This is a genomic window from Comamonas testosteroni ATCC 11996, from assembly GCF_000241525.1.
GTDB classification, from domain to species: domain Bacteria; phylum Pseudomonadota; class Gammaproteobacteria; order Burkholderiales; family Burkholderiaceae_C; genus Comamonas; species Comamonas testosteroni.
This window is the reverse complement of the sequence record NZ_AHIL01000020.1, coordinates 116,856-132,996: the sequence shown is the minus strand read 5'-3', so window position 1 is coordinate 132,996 and position 16,141 is coordinate 116,856. Positions and strand designations below refer to the sequence as shown.

General features: G+C 57.4%; 17 protein-coding genes. 10 read left to right on the top strand and 7 right to left on the bottom strand.

Features of this window, described 5'->3' with window-relative positions; genetic code table 11:
- Together CTATCC11996_RS08430 and CTATCC11996_RS08425 are read left to right on the top strand one after the other, a co-directional pair.
- Positions 1-548 (top strand): efflux RND transporter permease subunit (locus tag CTATCC11996_RS08430; protein ID WP_003075107.1); only part of this gene is annotated, 548 nt, incomplete at its 5' end.
- A gap of 11 nt (positions 549-559) precedes the next feature.
- Positions 560-898 carry a copper-binding protein gene (locus CTATCC11996_RS08425; protein WP_003075106.1) on the top strand — a complete coding sequence of 113 codons (339 nt, stop codon included), beginning with the start codon at positions 560-562 and terminating at the stop codon, positions 896-898.
- Between the two features lie 231 nt (positions 899-1,129).
- On the opposite strand, the gene CTATCC11996_RS08420 is transcribed toward CTATCC11996_RS08425, so the two are convergent.
- Positions 1,130-2,098, bottom strand: coding sequence for a tyrosine-type recombinase/integrase (locus CTATCC11996_RS08420; RefSeq protein ID WP_232538231.1), 969 nt, complete (start codon positions 2,096-2,098; stop codon positions 1,130-1,132).
- A gap of 216 nt (positions 2,099-2,314) precedes the next feature.
- Between CTATCC11996_RS08420 and CTATCC11996_RS08415 the strand changes: the two genes are divergently transcribed.
- The 6 genes from CTATCC11996_RS08415 (at position 2,315) to CTATCC11996_RS08390 (ending at position 6,850) form a co-directional block, all read left to right on the top strand.
- On the top strand, positions 2,315-3,076 hold the full coding sequence (locus tag CTATCC11996_RS08415; protein WP_003075104.1) for a DsbC family protein: 762 nt from the start codon (positions 2,315-2,317) through the stop codon (positions 3,074-3,076).
- Positions 3,073-3,645, top strand: coding sequence for a hypothetical protein (locus CTATCC11996_RS08410; RefSeq protein ID WP_003075103.1), 573 nt, complete (start codon positions 3,073-3,075; stop codon positions 3,643-3,645). Before CTATCC11996_RS08415 ends, CTATCC11996_RS08410 begins: the two co-directional genes overlap by 4 nt.
- Positions 3,618-4,544: a hypothetical protein gene (locus tag CTATCC11996_RS08405; protein WP_034348475.1), complete on the top strand. Its 927-nt coding sequence runs from the start codon at positions 3,618-3,620 to the stop codon at positions 4,542-4,544. Before CTATCC11996_RS08410 ends, CTATCC11996_RS08405 begins: the two co-directional genes overlap by 28 nt.
- A 7-nt stretch (positions 4,545-4,551) precedes the next feature.
- Entirely contained in the window at positions 4,552-5,133 is a 582-nt protein-coding gene (locus tag CTATCC11996_RS08400; RefSeq protein WP_003055011.1) for a lytic transglycosylase domain-containing protein, read from the top strand.
- 74 nt (positions 5,134-5,207) lie between these two features.
- Positions 5,208-5,945 (top strand): TcpQ domain-containing protein, encoded by a 738-nt coding sequence (locus CTATCC11996_RS08395; protein WP_003075101.1) that lies wholly within the window; start codon positions 5,208-5,210, stop codon positions 5,943-5,945.
- Complete coding sequence (locus CTATCC11996_RS08390) at positions 5,942-6,850, top strand: hypothetical protein (protein WP_003075100.1); 909 nt, start codon at positions 5,942-5,944, stop codon at positions 6,848-6,850. Before CTATCC11996_RS08395 ends, CTATCC11996_RS08390 begins: the two co-directional genes overlap by 4 nt.
- On the opposite strand, the gene CTATCC11996_RS24875 is transcribed toward CTATCC11996_RS08390, so the two are convergent.
- The 5 genes from CTATCC11996_RS24875 to CTATCC11996_RS08370 all read right to left on the bottom strand — a co-directional run bounded on the left by CTATCC11996_RS24875 (position 6,813) and on the right by CTATCC11996_RS08370 (position 11,452).
- Positions 6,813-7,616, bottom strand: coding sequence for a fimbrial protein TcfA (locus CTATCC11996_RS24875; RefSeq protein ID WP_003075097.1), 804 nt, complete (start codon positions 7,614-7,616; stop codon positions 6,813-6,815). The genes CTATCC11996_RS08390 and CTATCC11996_RS24875 overlap by 38 nt on opposite strands.
- Positions 7,617-8,370: 754 nt before the next feature.
- Complete coding sequence (locus CTATCC11996_RS26195) at positions 8,371-8,580, bottom strand: hypothetical protein (protein WP_238532401.1); 210 nt, start codon at positions 8,578-8,580, stop codon at positions 8,371-8,373.
- A gap of 124 nt (positions 8,581-8,704) precedes the next feature.
- Positions 8,705-9,676, bottom strand: coding sequence for a Bug family tripartite tricarboxylate transporter substrate binding protein (locus CTATCC11996_RS08380; RefSeq protein ID WP_003075094.1), 972 nt, complete (start codon positions 9,674-9,676; stop codon positions 8,705-8,707).
- Between the two features lie 30 nt (positions 9,677-9,706).
- The gene (locus tag CTATCC11996_RS08375) at positions 9,707-10,069 is read right to left on the bottom strand and encodes an AtuA-related protein (RefSeq protein WP_034348474.1); all 363 of its coding nucleotides are present in this window, start codon (positions 10,067-10,069) and stop codon (positions 9,707-9,709) included.
- 3 nt (positions 10,070-10,072) lie between these two features.
- Positions 10,073-11,452, bottom strand: a complete 1,380-nt coding sequence (locus CTATCC11996_RS08370; protein WP_034348472.1) for an acyclic terpene utilization AtuA family protein — start codon at positions 11,450-11,452, stop codon at positions 10,073-10,075.
- Positions 11,453-11,532: 80 nt separating this feature from the next.
- Between CTATCC11996_RS08370 and CTATCC11996_RS08365 the strand changes: the two genes are divergently transcribed.
- Entirely contained in the window at positions 11,533-12,423 is an 891-nt protein-coding gene (locus CTATCC11996_RS08365; protein ID WP_003075089.1) for a LysR family transcriptional regulator, read from the top strand.
- Positions 12,424-12,789: 366 nt separating this feature from the next.
- Complete coding sequence (locus CTATCC11996_RS08360) at positions 12,790-14,358, top strand: argininosuccinate lyase (RefSeq protein WP_003075088.1); 1,569 nt, start codon at positions 12,790-12,792, stop codon at positions 14,356-14,358.
- A gap of 160 nt (positions 14,359-14,518) precedes the next feature.
- Here CTATCC11996_RS08360 and aspD read toward each other — a convergent pair whose 3' ends face one another.
- Positions 14,519-16,120, bottom strand: coding sequence for an aspartate 4-decarboxylase (gene aspD / locus CTATCC11996_RS08355; RefSeq protein WP_003075087.1), 1,602 nt, complete (start codon positions 16,118-16,120; stop codon positions 14,519-14,521).
- Positions 16,121-16,141 lie beyond the last annotated feature (21 nt).

The window sequence follows — 16,141 nt, the reverse complement described above, 5'->3', positions numbered from 1 at the left end:
CTGTCATCTTCATGCTGCTCTACGTCCTGTTTCGCAGTGCAGGCGATGCCGCATTGGTCATGGCAGCAGTTCCATTCTCGCTTGTCGGTGGATTCTGGTTCATCTGGGCGCTCGGTCACGCGGTGTCGGTGGCCTCTGCCGTGGGGTTCATTGCCCTGGCCGGCGTTGCCGCCGAGTTTGGCGTCGTGATGCTGGTCTACCTGCAGAACGCCTGGAGACAGCATCTAGCCTCAGGCGAGCCGGACAATGAAGAAACGTTGCTGGCTGCCATTCGCGAGGGAGCCGTCATGCGCGTGCGGCCAAAGGCCATGACCGTGGCTGTAGTCATGGCGGGTCTGCTTCCTATTCTGGTCGGACATGGCACGGGCTCGGAAGTCATGACCCGCATCGCCGCACCGATGGTCGGCGGTATGGTCACGGCCCCCCTCCTAAGCATGCTGGTCATCCCAGCTGCCTGGTACTTGATCCATCGCAGGCGTCCATCAACTGGGCGCCACGCTCCAAACCAGACCCCTCCCGCAATCGAAGCTTCCAAACCGCATTTTTGAAAGACAGACTCATGAAGGCAAACCACATTCTTGCCACAGTTCTCGCTCTGGTCGCGTTCGCGGTAGTCCACGCCCAGGACTTGAAAATGCAGATGGCGCCTGGAACTGGAGCCTCTGCAGCCACCATGCCCCTCGTTGATGGCGAAGTCCGCAAGATCGACGTCCAAAAGAACCTTATCGTCTTGCGTCATGGAGATATCCCGAACCTGGCTATGCCCGCCATGACCATGGGGTTTGAGGTGGCCGACAAAAAGATGCTCGACGGCCTGCAGGTCGGTGACAAGGTGAAGTTCCAGGCCAAGGTCATCAAGGGTAAGGCCATAGTTACGGAATTGAAACCGAGCCGCTAATAAAAAATAGACTGCCCTACCCATGACAGTCTATTTTCTGAAAAGCCTCGTTTATACCGCAAGACACAGCAGATACGCTGCATTGCCACAAATTGGAAGAATGGCGCTACACATGCTGATTTGCTGACAGTGCAGCGGGTAGTGCTTTGAGACAATGGCTCTGCGATATTCAAAAGCTCAGGCGCGTAGAAAACGCGGAAATGCTACCGATTCAGCCTCAACGGGACAAGACTACCAACGCACATAGCGCTCGAAATTCGCGCCACGTGGATGGTGCTGATCCGCCATGGCACGAATATCCTCATGCAAGATAGAGACATAGTGTGCAGTCGTCTCTTGACGCTCATGACCCAGCAGTAACTGGATAGTGTGAAGAGACGCTTTTCCCTGGTGCAGATGCGACGCAAAGGCGTGTCGCAATGCATGGGGTGTCAAGCGAAGGCCGCATTCGCGGCCGTAACGGCTGACCATTCTGCGCAACTGGTAGTAACGGTAGTCTGGATAGCGTCCGCTACTAACAAACAGTTTGGATGTGGATCTTTTGCCATGGCCTCCGGCTGCAAGGATCGCTTGTCGCGCCGCTTTGTATTGAGCAAGCCAATACCTAGCATGTTCTCCAACGACAACCAAACGCTCTTTGCTCCCCTTTCCCCATATCTGCATGGGCTTGCCGCTGGCGGGGACCTGATCGAGCGTGATGTTCAGCAGCTCTCCTGCACGTAGTCCAGATCCATAAAGCAGCTCCAAAGCTGCGCGATCTCGCATGCCGTTGGCAGTTTTCGTGTCCGGTAGCTCCATCAGCTTAGCGATCGCGTTACTCGATGGTGGGCGACGTGGGCGGCGCAAGCCTCCGCGCAGTGGTAGCAGCGCGCGGTGAACGCCAAGGTCCACGATGCCGGACTCTTTCGCCCAACGGTACAGCCGCTGCAGCATCCATTGTTTGAGTCGTAGCGCCGACACTGATCTGGTGTCTTTCCAGCTAAGTAGGAATACCTGCAAGTCGTCGACCGTAGCATGTTCCCAAGAGCGGCCGGTCGCTTCAAACAGCCATGCGTTGAAAGCTCGCAACTGGATCTGGAGCACCTGAAGAGTGCTATCTGCCAGGCCCTCTTGAAAAAATAGATCGGTTAGAAAATCTCCAAAACGGAAATCCCAGCCGGCGGGAACATCCATCGTGCCGGCAACAAGCAAATTATTCATTCATCTACCCGTGTGAATGCCCGCACGAAGAAGCCGCCTCATCGGCGCCTTCTTTGGCTGGCGAGACACACACCTCGACAGTTCAAAATATAGATCAATTCGGGTTTGATATGTCAAGCGGAAACCGTGATGTATGTAACGCACGGTTTCCGCTGGAGGCAACGCCGACCGCTCCCTACAGTGCGGTCCATGCAAAAGCAATCACATATCAAAGCAATGCCTCGCGTAGTGAGAGGCAGGCTTGCCGCAGCCGCGGCTTTGTTCGTTAGCCTGACGGCTGGAGCAATAGCTGCAGACGTATCAGAGAAGGTTGCGGCGCAGATCAAGGCTGGCGTCAACGCAAACACGAACGGAGCGGTGCGTGTAGAGCAAATCAATACAACACCACTCACCAACATTTATGAGGTGATTTCCGAAGGGGAGATATTCTATGTGAATGAAACGGGTCGTTACAGTTTTGTTGGCGGCTCGTTGATGGATTTGAAGAGCAAAACAGACCTGACCGCCTTGCAACAAGACAAGAGGATGGTCATCCCATTCAACAAGCTTCCCCTGCAGCACGCGATTAAGGAAGTGCACGGAGATGGAAGCCGTGTGATGGCGCTCTTCGAAGACCCGTTCTGCCCCATCTGCCGAGTCTTCACAAAGTTCGTCGACCAGATCGACAACGTGACGATCTATCGTTTCATCTTCCCTATCACTGACCGGCGAAGTCAATCTCTTGCACGTATGGCCTGGTGCTCACGCGACCGTGCCGGCGTGTGGAAAGCCATCATGGACGGCGCACGGCCGCAATTGCCCGAGTCGTGCAACACCGATGGTTTGGTTGAGATCCTCAAGCTCGGCGAGCGCTATGGCATGAACAACACGCCCACCGTGGTGCTGGCAAGCGGCAAGCGCTTGGTTGGCGCCACACCGCCCGAGCAATTCATGGATGAGTTGGAGCGTGGCGGTCGTTTGAAGGCGGACCAACGATGATCGCGCCCGCCTCCGTTCGCCCCCTCATTTCTGCCCTATTCCCTGCGCTTGCCATTGCCATGGCGACAAGCTCTCACGCGCAGTCCTGGGAGATCATGCGAGAAGTCGTCTTCGACAGCTCGGTGTTTTCGTCCACGGGTACAGCGGAGGACCGGGAGATCCTCAAGACAGTTTGGGCAACAGAGCTTTCCGCTCCACGACTGGGCAGTGCAGGAAAGCGCATGCCTGCGTTCGCGCTGCTGGGTGACGCCGCAACCGCTGAGGGCAAAGTCATCTTCAGCATGTTCGCCGCTGCGGGCAACACACTTTGCCTGGATGCACCAAATGGCGCGGCAGCCATGGACATCTACAGTGTCTGCACCATGCGTGTCATCGCTTGGCCGCCTCGGCCTGGACTGCGCGCCATTGAACTCCCCGGCTACTGCATGTTGTACGCCAATACCGACCGATCGCAGAACCGCGTCGAGTACCGCATAGAGCAGACCCAGCCAGCCCTGACGATTCGATTCCGCGCATGGCAGTTCGGCAAAGTCATTCCCGCATGCAATCGCGCCATGCGCCTGAGCTAGACATGAGCTGCCGCTTTTTCCCGCGACTATCCAAGCTTGTGTGGCTATTGCCAGCCGTGGCTCTGGCCGCCATCGTCAGCTCTGCAGACATTACCCAAGCCATTCAAAACTCGCCAAATGCGAGTGCCTGGCTAAAGCAGAACGCGCAGGCTGTGGCCAACCTCGCTATCAACGTTGAATCGGGCGGCAACACCAGCGCGTTCAACGGCAGCTGCTGCTATGGCGTCCTGCAGATGAACAGGACAAACATCGCCAAGTATGCAGGGGTGACGCCTGAACAGTATCGCCAGCTGCCCCTGCAGGCCCAGATCGATGCTTGGTCCCAACTGACCGCCGACGCCATGCGTTCCGGGGTGGTCCGCCAATTGATTGGCTTGGGCACTTTTGATGGGCGCGCCGTCGACGGGAATCTGGTGCTCGCTTGCGTGCAGCTTGGCATCGGCAACTGCCAGCGAATGATTAACTCAGGGTCTTGCCGTGGCTTTGCCGACAGCAATGGCACATCTATATGCGACATGGCCGCCAGGATGGCCAATGGACGACCTACCAACCCAGGCAACACCAACCCGCCCGGAAACGGCTCTGGAAGCACGGGTGGCAACGGTGGCACAGGGTTGAGTGGCAACAGCTGCCCGCGAGACGTCACCGGCGCATGCATGGAAGTTTCGGCGGCAATGCAGCAAGGCTTCCTGCAGGGCTCCGGGATACAGATGCCCAGCCTCAAGCAAATGCTGCTTGCAGGAAGCGGCGCGTTTTTCTTTCTTGTCACAGCCAGTGCCTTCAGCGGCCTTTACGGTCGCTACACCTCGGGACGTGTTGCCACGGGCGAGCTTGTGCACTATCTCGTGAAAGGCACAACAACCTTGCTCATTGGGCTGTTGGCCCTCTCGATGCTGTGAGGCGCGGATGTTTAGCCTAGCCCACATCACTCGCAATCTGCTATTAGCAGCCCTCGTCGCCGCACCTGGCCTGTCCCTGGCCCAGGTGCCGCCGAAAAAGCTCCCGACCTACGACTGCCTTCGCGGAAATTCCAGGTCTGCCCACTGTGAGCAACTGCTCCGCAACTATTGGCAGCACGAGCCGGCCATTCGCGCGATCGCTGTTCACTACGGACTGGAACCTGCGCTGCTAATGGCTCTCGTGGCTATCGAGAGCCAATTCAACTCGCGTGCGAGATCGCCTGCAGGTGCTCTCGGTCTCACTCAAGTCATGCCAGATACAGCCCGTGGCGAAGGCTTGCAGGACCCAAAGGTGAACCTGTATCAGCCCGAGCTTGGGCTGGCCACCGGCGCAGCTTACCTGCGAAAGATGTGGTTCGAGTTTAGAGACTGGGAGCTGGCACTCGCCGCATACAACGCCGGCCCTGGCGCCGTGCGTAAGCACAAAGGCATTCCGCCGTACCGCGAAACACAAGCCTACGTCCCCATGGTTCTCGCTTTGTACCGCGAGTTTGCCTGGGCAGACGCCATGGCCCGAGCAAGCAAATGAGGAACGCAATGAAATTTCATCACCTAGGACGATGCGTGGCAGCTGTCGCTGTTGCGCTTACTGCCTGGCCGACCATGGCACAGGAAGCTGAAGGCACCAGCGCCAAATCAACGCTCCTGCAATCAGAAATCGAAGTCACATGGCAGGACAAGGCGCAAGGCCTGGCTCAACTCTTGGCAGATCGGCTGGGCGTTCCCTTCAGCAGCCCAGTACCACTGGACACTCAGGTGTCCGTCAAACAGGCAGGCGGCTCCACGGTCGCCAATCTGATCTCGACGGTCAACAGCCAACTCCCTCCAGGGATCAAGCTTCAGCTCACCGAAACTGCTGCTGGCACCAAGCTGGAAGCAGTAGCAGCGAGCGCACCGACTACAGCGGTGGCCACTGCAGTGGTACAGGGAAGCGCACCATCGCGCGCGCAGATTGAGGGACTGTTCACAACCAGCGCAGTTCCAGGCTCGGGCTCGTGGGTGGACCAGGCGCGCCAACACTGGAAAGCCTCCTTCACTGACGGCTCTGGACAGCCTGCACGTCGCTGGGAGCTCAAGCTCCAGGACGTAACGCTGAACAAGGCCTTCACACGCTGGGCCGCAGAAGCCGGCTATCGCGTGCGCTGGGATGCGCGCAAGCATGTCGTGATCGGAAGCCCCGAGACCTACGAAATGCCATTCGAGCAGGCCGTGACCGCCGCCCTGTCGTCACCAGGCATTCAAGCGAGCGAATACCCGCTCGATGTCTGCTTCTACCCCAATAACCCGCCCTTGGCCCGTATCACCCGCCGTGGCGAGCAAGACAAGGAATGCACCCAATGATTCTGGCCAACCTAAAGCACAGCGTCGTACCCACGGCCCTCGTTTCTGCTCTGCTGCTCGCAGGATGTGTCTCGCCCGCAGTCACCCAGCAAGTTCGTGGCCACATTGACAGCTCCATGGAGGCCGCAGGTGTCATGAATCGGAGCCTGCGCGTAGAAGAGTCCACACAGGGCCACAAGACTGCCACAAATGCAGCGGCAGCCCGTCAGCTCTCGCCCATCGTTGCGCGCCGTGCATCGCGTCCATGGATCGGCTCGGAGATGATCGAGATCAGCTCCGAAGACTCCCTTCCCGCCATCTTCGATGAAACCTTCAAGCTCATCAGCTTTGAAGACAAAAGCACTGGCGGCAAGGTCAGCCTCGCAGTTTGGGCCGAACGCATGTCCCGCATAACTGGCGTTCCGTTTCGCATCAAGCAGGACGTATACAGCTCGGCGTCATCGGCAGTCGCCTCTAGCCCAAGCACCGCCCAGCCGGCCAAGCCCGCGACCGCCACAGTTGCAGGAATGAGCATGCCTGCACCTCTGGCCGCTGCTGGCCAGGCGAGCGTCGAGGTCATACGCCCTGGTCCAAACCTCCTGCTCGACACGGTTGAGATGGACTGGAAGAACAACACGCCGCGCGGCATCACTGAGTTCGTGACAGCCAGGCTGGGACTGTCCTATGCGTATCGCGATGGCGTGATCATTATTGAGCGCTACGTCACAGAAACCTTCGAGATCGCCGCTCTTGAAGGAAGCAAGGACTTTGCTATGAATTTGCAAGGTGGCTCAACCTCGGGCGCAAGCAGCACCACCGGCGCCACCGGCAATTCCCAGTCAAATTTCCGCATCGACGAAGCTGGATCACTGGACATCTTCAATTCATTCATAAATTGGTGGGACCCGGTTGGGTTTCGTTGTTAGCGCTCGGCGCGTCTATCGCGTTGATGGGAGCCGTACGTACAACCTTCTGCTGTACATCTGACATTCCCTCGACTCGATATCGGATTCGCACATAAGGTGCGGAATCCAGTCCGTCCATCCTGAACTGCTGGTCTGGATAGACGCTGCGTTCAAATTTCTTCCACTGGCATGAAGAGTCTTCTGTCTCGGTCTGACAGGCACCGGCGTCAACAAGGCCGATCCGAACATTGCCGGTGTTGGTCAGAAGTCCGTTCGACACCTCGAAATCGGGAACGGGCGTCTTGGGCAGTACACGAACGAGCGGTGCCCACGAGATGGTGAAGTTGACTTTGCCGGACACCTCATCGTTCACTGCGGAATGGTCTTCAGAGAGCGACGCCACCGGTTCCATGTAGATGCGATACAGCACCTCCTTCTGAGGCACGCCCAGCGAAATCACCCGCACGAGCCGCGTGCCGCCAGCAGGCAATGCGAACTTCGCTGGCGAGATCACGACCGCGTCGTCGCCGGAGTTCATGCTGGTCTCCTCGCGCTCGTGATCTGTTGCCGGGTCTATTACGCGCTTCGCAGTCACCTTCACGTATTGCGTCGATTCGGATTTCGAATAGATGCGCAGCTCCGCGGCTGGCCCACTGCCAGCCCCGATGGAGGTCCCCATTGGATAGACCATCATGTTTGCGCTGGCGATCGGGGAAACAAGTGACGTTGTGATCGTGGCGATTAATGCCGCTGCAATACGGTATTTATCTTCAAATATGATCTGCATAACTCCTTGATAAAAATCCAGAATCGTTCATGCATTCATAGGTCAAAATGAATTTGGCGTTTACCTAGATGGCATATACGACTCAGTAAATGGGCCAACCATTACGATGCAATGCTTGTTGCTATGTAATATCTAGATTGGATTTTTACTAAGGGAGCGAATCAGGTCTATAAGAATTGGACTAAAAATCCCGAAATCGTGCGATTTCTCAGTTGGAGTGCTGGCGAAGCTGCAGTCACCTGCTGGCCAGGCAACTTCTCATATGGGAGGCAAAGTGGTACACGATTGGAGGACGCTTGGCCGTAGCGGGCCGCAACTGCCGCCAAGCATAGTTGGCAGAAGGGCCGTGAAATCTGGCTGCGGGTCGGGTGATGTGCACAACCCGATGCTTCCAGATTGTTCAATCCACGGCTCCATGGTGCGCGGCGAGCTCATGCAGCGGTAGGTCAACGTGCTTTGACGGTGATATTCGTTTTGCTTAATGGCAAGTCCTGCCATTTATCCAATTTCTCAAGAGCAGTTAAGTATTTTGGGACGGCTTAATTTAAAGCCGAATGATTTAATATTTAAAACCTCTTGTCGATGCCAAAGAATGCTTGAGTTTTCAAAGGCTTGATTGTGAGGCATTTGCATTACTATGCTTGTATTAGGTTGCCTTACGCAGTGTGACTTCAATTGATCAGATCAAGCAGATCGGCTACCCATACTGGAAGATTGACGTCGATATCCAAGGTGGTTTCAAGCGTTAGTCTGCTCAGACTGGTGCTTGCTTTGGCCAAAGGTTAATGCGCATGGTTTGGAGTTGCAATTGACCAGCATTTTTCAACTCCGATAACGGAACATCGGGCGCTTTGGCGAGGCGTGTCTCATCAAATGAGCCTTTTGTTCTGCTACTTTTCACGTCTCCGTCGACTTCGGCACGGGACAGTTTTTCGTGCGCAGCGTCTCGCAGGTGCAACTGCATAACGCGTGGTGGCGTGCTCTACAGCGAGCGCCAAGCACCTCAAGGCAGCCGGGCTGTTCACTTGAAAAGTGAGTGGTGTGCGAGTCAGCGGCCAATATCCTTGACCGCTGAGCAGTCGTCTGCTTTATTCAGGGGTAATGCCTGCCGCCTTGATGACCTGCCCCCACTTGGTGGTTTCGGCGGCTTGGAATTGTGCCAACTCCGGGGCTGAGGTGGTCCAGGCTTCGGAGCCGGACATATTGAAGAAGGACTTGGCCGCAGCACTGTTCACGGCTTTGGCCAGCAATTGGTTGAGTCTGCCCGCGACAGGTGCTGGTGTATTGGCGGGTGTGTAAGCGGCAAACCAGTAGCCCATGTCATAGCCTTTGACACCCGCTTCCGAGATGGTCGGAACATCGGGCAACTGTGCGCTGCGCTTCTGGGTGGAATATCCCAATGGGCGCAACTTACCCGCCTTGATCTGAGGAACGCCCGTTGAGACGTCTGTAATCATCAGGTTTATCTGCCCCCCGAGGAGATCCGTGAGAGCAAGCGGATTGCTCTTGTAGGGAACGTGAAGGATATCGACGCCAGCGAGCTGCTTGAGCATTTCGCCTGCGACTCTGCTTGAAGAGCTGCCGCTGCCGAAACTCAGCTTGCCGGGATTGGCTTTGGCGTAGCTCAGCAGCTCGCCCACGGACTGATATGGCGAAGTCGCAGGGACGACCAGAACCTGCCCACCTTTGCCCAGACCTGTGATGGGGGTGAAATCCTTGACAGGGTCATAGGAGAGCTTTTTGTACAAATGTTCATTGGCCGCATGCGTCGTATTGGTCGTGATGAGCACGGTATAGCCATCCGGCGCGGCCTTGGCCACCGCTTGAGCCGCAATCATGCCACTGGCACCGCCTTTGTTTTCCACCACGACCGGCTGCTTGGTTTGCTCGGAAACGGCTTGTCCCAAGGCGCGCGCAAGCTGGTCTGTGGCGCTGCCGGCGGCAAACGGAACGATAAAGGTAATGGGCTTGTTTGGATATTCGCCCTGTGCAAACGCCAAGGGGCTGAGTGCCAGGCTTGCACCGCATGCAAGAACAGTGCGTCGTGTCAGAAATTTCATGGTTTGTCTCCTAGTGGTTGTTGTAGCAATTCAGTGTGTCGGACCGGCCAGCAGTGACTCGAGATGGCATGGAACCACGACAGGCATTTCAAGCACCCTGAAGCACAGCGTTTTTCCATGGCTATCCAGATTCAGCGAGTCATTGACCCCCCCATCCAGCACGTTGTCGAGCACCAGATTCATGGCGTGTAGCCTGGGTAGCAGGTATCGCCGGACATGGCTTGGCTTGCGGTCTGCAAACAGACGAATCACGGCTTGTTCGGTGACTTGTTCGCACACCACTTCCCACAACTGCGGATGCCATGCAATGACGCTGATGTTTGAGCGGTTGCCTTTGTCACCCGTGCGTCCATGTGCAACTCGGTAAAGGGGAACGGTAAGGCTTGAGTTCATGGCTTACTCCTGATGCGACTTGGTCCAGTGAAAACCAGTCGTAATCTGTTGCTGAGGTACCAGGCACGACACCATTCCCAGGCGCTGGCGCATATGGGTGCGAACGCCCCCTCCCCCCGCCGGGCCGCAGCAATACAAGGCATTTATCTCGCGCGGCAGACGCGCAGCAACTGCATGGTCGGCATGCTGCCAGGCCATGCGAAGCCGAACATCCCGGGATTTGCCAGCAATGCTTGCTTCAGTCAGCCAGTCGCTGCTGTCGTTTCCCCAGACGCTGGTTACGCCGATCAGGTCTGTTCTGAGGGGGGCAATATTCGCCAGGCGCCTGGATATGGTCTGGGCGGCCAAACGCGCACGTTCAGCAGCTCTTGGACCTGCGTAGGAGATCTCTCCCTCGGCAAACCACCCTGACTCGAAGCAGACATTGACTTTGAGCGTCTCCGGTCTCGGGTGGCCGATGACACCTTCCAGGCGCACCCGGTCAGGCCCAACCGAAATCACTTCTGCCTGAGTGATGTCGGCAACAACGTCTGGCGTGAGGTAGCAGGCAGGGTCATGGATTTCGTAGAGCAGTTGCTCCTTGACCGTAGCTGCAGTGATGCACCCCCCGGTCAGAGATGGCTTGAAGATGGTGCTGTTACCTGCGCTGTCGATTTCGGCAATGGGATACCCCAGGCGGTCCATGTCCGGTACATCTTTGTACCCGGGGTCTGCGAAATAGCCGCCAGAGACCTGGGTTCCACATTCCAGCAGATGCCCGGTCATCGTGGCTCGGGCCAGGCGATCCCAGTCATCCCAGGCCCAGCCGAAGTGGGCCATGGCAGGACCCACCACCAGTGAGGGGTCGGAGACGCGGCCGCACACCACAATGTCTGCACCTGCCAGCAGGGCCTCGGCAATGGGTCGTGCACCTATATAGGCATTGGCGCTCACCAGTTGCTGCTCTGGCATGTCCGAGCCCAGAGCTTTTTCGAGCAACTGGTAATGCGCGGGGCCGCTGAGGTCATCTCCATGAACCACTGCTATTTGGGGTTGGCGCGTTCCGAGCTCCTTGGCCAATGCCGCGATGGCTCGGGCTGCACCTTGTGGGTTGGCCGCGCCAAAGTTGCTGACGATTCGGATGCCGTGCGCGAGGCAGTCGGCGAGCACGGGCCGGAGAAAATCCACCATGAGAGGCTCATAGCCGGCATCGGGATTCTGACGACGAGCAAGTTGTGCCAGTGCCAGAGTGCGCTCGGCAAGCGTTTCAAAGATCAGAAAGGCAGGTTTGCTTTGTCGAACCAGCTCCCGCACGACGGGTTGCGCTGCATCAATTCGATCGCCGGAAAAGCCTGCCGCACATCCGATGAGCAATGACGTCGTTTCGTTTTGCACTCTTGTCATGAAACCTCCTGTTGCCCACTATAGGAAAACCGCTATAAGCTGTGAAATCGATTATTGAGATTAATTAATCTGCATTTCAAATGAATCTATCGTCGCGCGATGTGCAGGCATTCCTGGTACTGGCCAAACAAAAGAACTTCACCCAGGCCGCCAGCATGTGCCACTTGTCACAACCGGCTTTCAGTGCCCTCATCCGCTCCTTGGAGCAAACGGTAGGTCTCAAGCTTTTCGACCGCAGCACGAGACACGTGGTGCTTACCCGTGAAGGGGAGCGATTTTTGCAGTCTGCAGAGCGCCTCGCCGCAGAGTTCGCTGCCTGCGAAAGAGCGATGCGTGATACTGCACAACTGGCCCAGGGACATGTATCAGTTGCATTGCTGCCATCCCTTGCCGCAGGCTGGCTTCCTGAGGTGCTGAAGGTGTACACGGCCCGGCATCCAGGAGTTCAGCTGAGTGTGTTGGACGTGCTGTCCGAGCCATGCATTGCTGCCGTGGCCAATGGAGAGGCGGATTTTGCGTTGGCCGCCATACGCGTGGATACCCCCGACCTGAAGGCAGAGCCGTTTTGCAGTGACGGCTTCTATATGGTGTGCCCTAGCGACCATCCACTGGCGGACAAGGACGCGCTGTCGCTGGAAGATCTGACGCCCTGGCCATTCATCCACCTGGCACGCCACAGCAGCGTTCGTCAGTATCTGGATGCCGCTTTTTTCCCGCGAAAAATGCAGACTTTCGTTGAAGTTGAGCAATTGGCCACCGTGATGGGGCTGGTGCAAGCCGGACTAGGCATCACCGTAGCTCCCGCGCTGAGCCTGTTTCACTTCGGCAAGCCTGGATTGGTGGCGCGGCACCTGCTGCTGCCAGGTATGGACAGGCAGATCTACATGGTCCGGAAGCGAGAGCGCAGCCTTTCATTGGTGGCTGAAGCGCTCTATCAATTGATGCAGGACATGCGTCCGGCAAACGCCTGAACCTCATCCCTGCGAAATCCAGGTCGCAAATGCTCGGCGATCGGCCACGCTGCGAATGCTGCCATGCATGAGGGATCAGCTCCTTCGAAACCCAGGAGACTATGGCCACGCCTGCAACCGCGAAGTGCGCGAAAACACAGCATGCATGGCCGGCTGTCGTCAGCCTGCCACTGCCCAGGTTTGCGCATCTACACGCTGTCCTCTCCTGGTCTTAAGCTCAGCTGCTTACGGGTCAGCCCATTGAAGCCACTTGCGTCCTCGCATCATGCAGAGATATCTCGCCTCTGTGCTTGCAGAGAACGCAAGTCGGTCATGCAGTGCAGCTGGCCTTGCTCAGCATCAATTTCTAAAGCCGCGGAGACATACATGAAGTACAGAGCCAGTCGAAAGCGCACTGCCGCCAACCTCATTTTCCCTGGCCGTCTTGCCGACGGCGCGCTGCGCAAGCTGCTAGTTGCCGGGTTTGCGCTGGCAGCGCTGGCCAACGTCACGCTTGCGCAGGAGTCAAAGCGAGATGCCTTTTTCTGGCTGGGCCAGATCAACAAGGCTTCGGCAGTCATCAATACCGACGAAGGCCTGCTGGACAAAGCCATGGCGCCCAAAATTGCACGAGGTCTGCAGAGTGTGCTGGCGGCAGGCGATGCTCCCAACGGAAAACGACCGGGTCTGGTGATCACATTCGAGCCCCTGCTCATCGAAGCTGCCGGCGTGGAAGCGACTTTGCTGCATGCCGGGCGTTCAAGTCAGGACATGCTGGCCACCGTGCGCTCCGCCATACAGCGCGACGACATGCTGCGTCTGGCCAGGCAGCTGGCTCAGACCCGTGCTCATCTTCTGCGGCTGGCGGAGACCTATGCCGGCACAGTCGTTCCGAACTATACCAACGGGGTTGCGGCCCAGCCCAACAGTTACGGGCACTATCTTCTGGGACATCTCGCGGGCTTTGACCGTGATGCCCAGCGTCTTCACGAGGCTTTTGCACGCATCGACCAGTCGGCAATGGGCACTACGGTTCTCAACGGCACCAGCTGGCCGCTGAATCGGGAGCGCATGGCCAAGTACCTTGGCTACCCGGGCACCGTGGATAACGCCTACGATGCCGCGCAAATCCTGGCTGCGGAAATGCCGGTGGAGGTTGGCGCAGTTGCTTCGAGCATTGCCCTGCATGTCGGAGCTTTTGTCGAGGACGTGATGGTGCAGTATGCACAGCCCAGACCCTGGATTCTGCTCCGGGAAGGCGGAGGCAACACCTATGTCTCCAGCGCCATGCCTCAGAAGCGCAATCCTGGATTGCTCAACGACACCCGCGCCAATGCCTCGCGGGTCTTGGCCCTGGGTGTGGGGCGCCTCATCAGCCAGCACAATATTCCGCCGGGAATGAGCGACAACAAGTCTTCCCATGACTCTTCGGCGCTCGTTGGTGCCACGATTTCCACTCTTCAGGGGTTTGACAAGGTGCTAGGCGGCCTGGTCATCAATCCCGAGCGCGCACTGGAGGAGCTCAATCTCGACTGGACGGCATCCCAGGAAGTGGCCGATGTTCTGATGCGCAAGTACAAATTGCCGTTCCGCGTTGGCCACCACTTTGCGTCGGAGGTCGTGAGCTTTGCCAAGGAGCGCAATATCACCCCACGAGACTTCCCCTACGCCGATGCTCAGCGCATCTATGCAGCGACGCTGAAACACGAGATGCCCATCGAGAACGGCAGCCTGCCAATGTCAGAGAGCGAGTTCCGGGCAGCGCTGGACCCTGTGGCCATCGTGAAGAATCGTGTGACTGCTGGCGGCCCCCAGCCTGCGGAGATGGCCCGCATGATTGCGCGCTCCAGGCAAATGCTTGCCCAGGAGGAGCAGTGGACGGCCGAGCGAAGCAAACGCATCGAGACGGCCATCAAGGATCTTGATCGCGACTTCTCACGCCTGACGGCTCAGTGAAGAGGAAAACCAGAAAAGAGGCCGAAGCCTCTTTTCAAATGCATTGGTGGCGGGACAGGCTTTTTGTGAGTGACGGTGCCGCAAAGCCTTGATGCACTGCACCGCAGCCTGAATGTGGCCAAGAGGATCACTCATGGCCATTCAGGCAAGCCCTTCACCGTCAGCGTTTGTTGCCTTGCTCGGTGTATTGCGCGTACAGCTCGTCAGCCATTTTGCGCAGCGCACGACCTATGGCCGCATACTCATACTCGTTGAGATTGGCCAAGGAGGCGCGTCCCGATGGACGGTCCGATCCAAAGCCGCGCCCCGGCAGGAGCACGATCCCTGTTTCGTCGGCAATCCGGAACAGCATGTCGCCGGTCGAGGACTGCTTGACCGCCCATTTGGAGAACGCTTCGCCATAAAGCTTCGACGTCACGTCCTGCAGGTCGATCAAGGTGTAGTAATCGACCGCATTTTCATCTCTTTGCGGAGGCGTTCCCAACTCGCGATACAGCGTTGCTTCACGACGTCGTATCAGTTGCTTGAGCGTGTGCTTGTACTGGTCGCTCTCGTCCATGAGCGCAAACAGCGAGAACAAGGTCATCTGGACCTGCTGCGGCGTGGACAGCCCGGCCGTGTGGTTCAGGGCAACAGCGCGGCTGTCGGCAACCAGGCGATCTATGAATTTCAATGAACGCACATCGGGCAGCAGTGAACGATAGCGATGATCGAGTGCTGTTTTCTCGGACTCAGGCAGCTTGCCCAATGCCAAGTCGAAGATGTTTTCCTTATGGGCGGCGACGACCCCCAGACGCCAGCCAGTGGCACCAAAGTATTTGGAGAATGAATAGACCAACAAGGTGTTGGCCGGGCAAATCGCAAAGAGCGACTGAAAGCCATCGGCAAACGTGCCATAGACGTCATCGGTCAGGATCATCAGATCCGGTCGATGTTCGGCCACAATCTTGCGCACACGCTCAAGGCTGCGCTCGTCCATCTTTACCGATGGCGGATTGCTGGGATTCACACAGAAGAAGATCTTGATGGCCGGATCCTTGAGCTTGTCCAGCTCGGAGTCCGGATATTGCCAGTTGAGGGCCGGGTCGGCATTGATGGCCACCTCCTCCAGCGCATACTGGGCCAGTTCCGGAATTTCTATGTACGGAGTGAAAACCGGCATGCCGATGGCTACCTTGTCACCAGCCTTGAGCAGGCCGTTGACCTTCATGCTCTCGAAGATGTAGGCCATTGCGGCCGTTCCCCCCTCGACCGCAAACAGGTTCACGGACTCGCTGGGAATTGCATCGGCCCCCATTTCACGGATGATGTACTGGCGCACGATTTGTTCGCTGATGTTCAGCATCCGAGGGGGAACGGGGTAATTGCAGCCCAGAATACCGTCAACCATTTCGTGCAGGAAGGCGGCCGGATCCAAGCCCAGCTGATCGCGCACATAACTCAGGGATTTACCGAGAAAGCGCACGCCTTCCTGATCGCGGTTCTCGGCAATATAGCGCTCGAAGCGCCCTTCTATGCCCTCGATCTTTGCCAGGCCTCCCACACCGACCGTGGTCATATACGAATACGAAAGTTCCGATTCGGCAGCCGCGAACAAGCCCAGACGGAAAAATGCTCTTCTCGGGGTGGTTGCCAGAAAATTGGGATTGCCCCGCCCCGCATTGAGCATGAGGCGATTTCCGTCGCCCGAGGCGATCTTGATCAACTCATCCTTGAGCTCGAACGGGCTCAAGTTCGCCAGACTCTGATAATCCTTGCTCATATCGCAACTCCTTCCATTCTT